Below are 4,994 nucleotides of genomic sequence, written 5' to 3' on the forward strand. Positions count from 1 at the left end.
TTAAAGAATGTACATGGTTATAACCGTGCGGATTCTTATGGCCTTTCTTGTATGGAAATGCAAGGAGCTATCACGATTTTTACCGTAAATATTAAAAGAATACTCAAAATAGTGGATAATGAGTAGCTAATGGAGCTACTTTGTATAAAAGATAGTATAAGGCCTTTTTTTAGGCTGTTTAAGCCACTCAATAGTACAGCTAGAAAACAAATAACGCTTACAAAGAGACTTAAAAAAGTCTTTTATAAGCGTTATTTTTTGTCTTTAAAAAAGCTATTTCCTAAAAAGAGGCTACTTTATCAGTGCCCTCAAAATTTTAGTCGCTTTTTTTATTATTTGTCGTCTTGTTCTGTAGACTTTGCTTTTGCTTTACTTTTCATCAATTTAATAACAATTGGTAAAGTAGTAGCTAAAACTAAGAACAGAACTATAAATTCAATATAATCCTTTAAGTTGATTTGGTAGCTTTCTAAAAGCCAAACTTGAAGGTAATGACCTGCAAAGATCAATGAAGTAGCCCACAGAAATGAACTTATCACATTGTAGAACATAAAACGTTTTATATCCATTCTTACAATACCTGCGATAATGGGAGCAAATGTTCTTACTACAGGAAGAAAACGAGCAAAAATGATTGCTCTACCTCCATGGCGCTCAAAGAATACTTTGGATTCATAAAGGTATTTCTTTTTGTAAATAAAATTGTCTTTCACATTATAGAGGTAATTTCCACTCTTAGCACCAAACCAATAACCAAAAGTATTTCCTATAATACCAGCTATGGCTACTAATGTGGCTAATAATGCTACATTTATAAAGTCACTATCGATGTTAAATAATTCTTGCATTAATGCAGTTGAATAAATACCAGCTAAAAATAGTAAGCTATCTCCTGGTAAGAAAAATCCTGCGAATAGGCCTGTTTCTGCAAAAACGATAAATAGGACTACATATATACCGATAGAATGACCGGCAATTTGTAAATTAATGTAAAATTCGGGGTTAATTAATTGTGCAATGTGAAACTCTTCCATGGTTTATTATATGTCTGTATTTGCTAATTTACTTGTGTCATTTGATTCAAATTTATCAATTGCCGCTGTCGATAATGCATTTCCTAATACGTTTGTCACACTTCTACCCATGTCACAAAAGTGATCAATTGGTAAAATAAAAGCAATCCCTTCTGGTGGAATACCAAACATAGCACACGTAGCTACAATTACAATCAAAGAAGCTCTAGGCACCCCAGCCACTCCTTTTGATGTTACCATTAAAACTAATAACATTAATATCTGATCTCCTAAGGTCATTGGTACATCATAAATTTGCGCAATAAATAAGCTGGCAAACGTAAGATACATCATACTTCCATCTAGGTTAAAAGAATACCCCAAAGGTAAGGTAAAAGATACAATTTTCGGCGAACATCCGAAAGCAGTTAAATTTTCTACTAACTTAGGAAATACAGCCTCACTACTTGTAGTAGAGAAAGCAATAAGAAGCGATTCTTTAACAGCTACTAATAGAGCCCATACTTTCTTTCCAAGTATTAAATATCCAACTCCGATTAGTACCATCCATAGTAATAATAAACCAAGGGCAAAAGCCCCTAAATACTTAGCGTAAGTATAGAAAATGGTTAAACCATATAGGGAAACTGCACTTGCAATTGCACCTAAAACACCAAGTGGAGCTGTCCACATAATGTAAGTAACCATCTTTAAGACTACTTGAGAAGTTCTATCTAAAAGTTTAATTACAACATTCCCTTTTTTTCCTAGAGAAGCTAAAGCTACACCAAAAAACACGGAGAAAACTACGATTTGTAAGATTTCATTGGTAGAAAACGCTTCGAAAACGCTTTTAGGTATTAGGTGTTCTACAAAGGATTGCAGACTTAGAGAATCTGTTTTTGAAAGTAATTCTGGGTCAGATGCTATATTATTTAAATCAAAATTTGCTCCTACACCTGGTTTGACCCAATTCACAAGTAGAAGTCCAATAGTTAGGGAAACAAAAGAGGCCGTTATAAACCATCCCATTGCCTTGGCACCAACTCTACCTACCATAGACATATCACCCATTTTGGCAATACCTACAACTAGTGTACAAAATACCAAAGGTGCAATAATCATTTGCACAAGGCGGATAAATATTGTTCCAAGAAGTTTTATATTAGTAGATACTCCTACAATATAATCAGGGAACCAATAATGGACAATACTTCCAATAAGCACCCCTATAATCAGGGCTGCAATAATAGCTATAAATAGTTTATTATTTTTCATAAAGAACAAAATTTGAGCGTGAAAGTACTTAAATTTTAGGAATAATCTAGCGCCAAACAAAAATTTAACCTCTAAAGTACTGTATTTATGGGCTTTTTGGCTGTATTAGTAGTTATATAAAGGCTTTTTCTCTGGTTTTAGGTCTCAAGTCATATCTATCTTTTTTTAAAGCTTTATAGCCCTAGAGTAGGGATATTTTTGTTTGGCGTGCAATAATCAAAAGAAAACACTAAATTTACGGACATATAAACTAACTAACCATGAAAAAAATATTTTTATTCGCCTTAGGATTGGCTTCTCTTACTGCCGTATCTCAGGAGGTGATGACCAAAGAACTCCTTTGGGAATTAGGCCGTGTTTCCCCAGTTGGAGTTACAAAAGATGGAAAGAATTTAATTTACAAAGTTAGCTACGCTAATATGGCTGAAGATAACTTTGATTCCAAGACATTTACTATCCCTGTAACCGGAGGTACTCCTGTTGAAATAACCGATTATAAAGATTTATTAAAAGATTCATCTATTTCCCCTGACGGTAAATTTATTTTATCTCATCAAGAGGTTAAAGTAAATAAAGTGTTAGGAAAAGATTTATATCCTTCCATGCAAAAAAGTGATGTTTATGTATATGATGGATTAGATTATAGACACTGGGATACTTGGAATGATGGTTCCCATAATCACGTTTTTTACCAAGCTTCTGATAAGGCAAGTCCTGCAATAGATATTATGGCAGGAGAACCATATGATGCTCCTCAAAAACCTTTTGGAGGACAGGAAGATTATGTATGGTCACCAAATAGTGAATCAATTATATACGCATCGAAGAAGCAATTTGGCACTGAATATGCAATAAGTACGGATACAGATTTATATGAATATAATCTAAAAACAAAACAAACCGTAAACTTAACACCAAATAATGATGGATATGATACAAATCCTGTATTTTCTCCTCAAGGTTATTTAACATGGTCTCAGATGAAAACTGCTGGATATGAGGCAGATAAAAATGATATTATCGTGCGTTATCAAGGTAAAGACCTTAACTTAACTGAACATTGGGATGGAAGTGCAGGCGGATTCAAATGGGATACCCAAGGTGAAAAGATTTACTTTACTGCGGCTACAGGTGGTACAATGCAATTATTCGTTGTGAATTTTCCTACTAAGAAAAATCCTAAGCCAGTTGTTAAACAGCTTACAGATGGAGATTTTGATATCAACTCTATTGTTGAAGTCCAAAAGGATAATATTTTAGTAACTCGTACTGATTTTAATCATGCTTCAGAGGTATATTCTTTTAACTTGAAAAATAGTGAGTTAACTCAGATTACCAAGGTTAATAATGCTATTTATGACAAGTTGTCCTTAAGTAAGAGTGAGAAGAGAATAGTTAAAACTAAGGATGGTAAGGATATGGTTGTTTGGGTTGTATATCCACCTAACTTTGATGAAAATAAGAAATACCCAACTCTTTTATATTGTCAAGGAGGACCTCAATCTGCTTTATCTCAGTTTTATTCTTTCCGATGGAATTTCCAGTTAATGGCCGCGGAAGGTTATATTATTGTTGCTCCTAATCGTCGTGGTATGCCAGGACATGGAGTAGAATGGAATGAGGCTATTAGTGGAGATTGGGCTGGAAAACCAATGGATGACTACTTAGCAGCTATTGATGATGTAGCAAAGGAAAAATATGTTGATTCTTCTCGTTTAGGTGCTGTAGGTGCCAGTTACGGAGGGTATTCTGTTTTCTATTTAGCTGGAATTCATGAAAACCGTTTTAAATCATTTATTTCTCATTGTGGAGTATTTGATTTACAAAGTATGTATGGAACAACAGAAGAGGTTTTCTTCACTAATTTTGATATCGGAGGTCCATACTGGGAAAAAGATAATAAAGTAGCTCAGAATGCTTATAACAATTTTAATCCAATAAATAATGTTGCAAAGTGGAATACTCCTATTTTGATTATACAGGGAGGTAAGGATTACCGTGTTCCAATTGGACAAGGACAAGAAGCTTTCCAAGCAGCGCAGTTACTTGGTGTAAAAAGTAGATTTGTTTATCTTCCAGAGGAAAATCACTGGGTAGTTAACCCTCAAAATGCTCAAGTGTGGCAAGGAGAATTCTTTAAGTGGTTAAAAGAAACACTTTAAGATAAATACCTTTTTAATAAAAGATAAAGAATCTTTTCTTTACTATAAGAAAGACGCTTATAAGAAATATTTATTTCTTGTAAGCGTTTTTTTAGTGTGCCCAGCATGGGTAGTAACTCTAGGGTGTAAGTCCCGAACACGCCTTTACAACGGGAAGTGTTAGCCAAATGCAAGGGTGTCCATCGCAAGGTGGAATCTGAAGGAAGCGCTAGGCAAACCCTTGACCTGACGAACAGAAACTATATCAGGCTCAATAATATCGGATAAGGTTGCTAAACAAACTGAAGTCCAAAGTTGTACGGAGATATTTAGGGTAAATATAGCAGGTATATGAGGGGAAAGTTACTGTTCTTACCTGGGGAGGTCTTACAGACATAGGAAAGTTTTTTTTTACAGAACTATGGATAACAATTGCTGTAAGAAGTCAGCAGAAGTCATAGTAGGTATGGATACAAGCTTGGCAATACCAAGAAGTCTTACGAAATACTGAAGGACTGAACTTAATTTAAATGAGTAGTAAATGAATGTTACCTAATGAAGG

At 34.4% G+C, this 4,994-nt stretch carries 3 protein-coding genes; 1 reads left to right on the plus strand and 2 read right to left on the minus strand.

The features are described 5' to 3' along the window. Nucleotides 1-332: 332 nt before the first annotated feature. Nucleotides 333-1,034: a DedA family protein gene (locus ACYSNX_RS12855; protein ID WP_461755062.1), complete on the minus strand. Its 702-nt coding sequence runs from the start codon at nt 1,032-1,034 to the stop codon at nt 333-335. A 6-nt stretch (nt 1,035-1,040) separates the two neighbouring features. Continuing rightward, on the minus strand, nt 1,041-2,291 hold the full coding sequence (locus ACYSNX_RS12860) for a dicarboxylate/amino acid:cation symporter (RefSeq protein ID WP_461755063.1): 1,251 nt from the start codon (nt 2,289-2,291) through the stop codon (nt 1,041-1,043). A gap of 260 nt (nt 2,292-2,551) precedes the next feature. On the opposite strand from ACYSNX_RS12860, the gene ACYSNX_RS12865 reads away from it, so the two are divergent. Beyond that, a complete protein-coding gene (locus ACYSNX_RS12865; RefSeq protein ID WP_461755064.1) occupies nt 2,552-4,453 on the plus strand; it encodes a S9 family peptidase in 1,902 nt (633 codons plus the stop codon). Nucleotides 4,454-4,994 lie beyond the last annotated feature (541 nt).

The organism is Myroides sp. LJL115 (assembly GCF_054871665.1).

Excerpts from the sequence above, each read along its gene's own strand:
- ACYSNX_RS12855 (WP_461755062.1), bottom strand. The coding sequence starts at position 1,034 with ATGGAAGAGTTTCACATTGCACAATTAATTAACCCCGAATTTTACATT.
- ACYSNX_RS12860 (WP_461755063.1), bottom strand. The coding sequence starts at position 2,291 with ATGAAAAATAATAAACTATTTATAGCTATTATTGCAGCCCTGATTATA.
- ACYSNX_RS12865 (WP_461755064.1), top strand. The coding sequence starts at position 2,552 with ATGAAAAAAATATTTTTATTCGCCTTAGGATTGGCTTCTCTTACTGCC.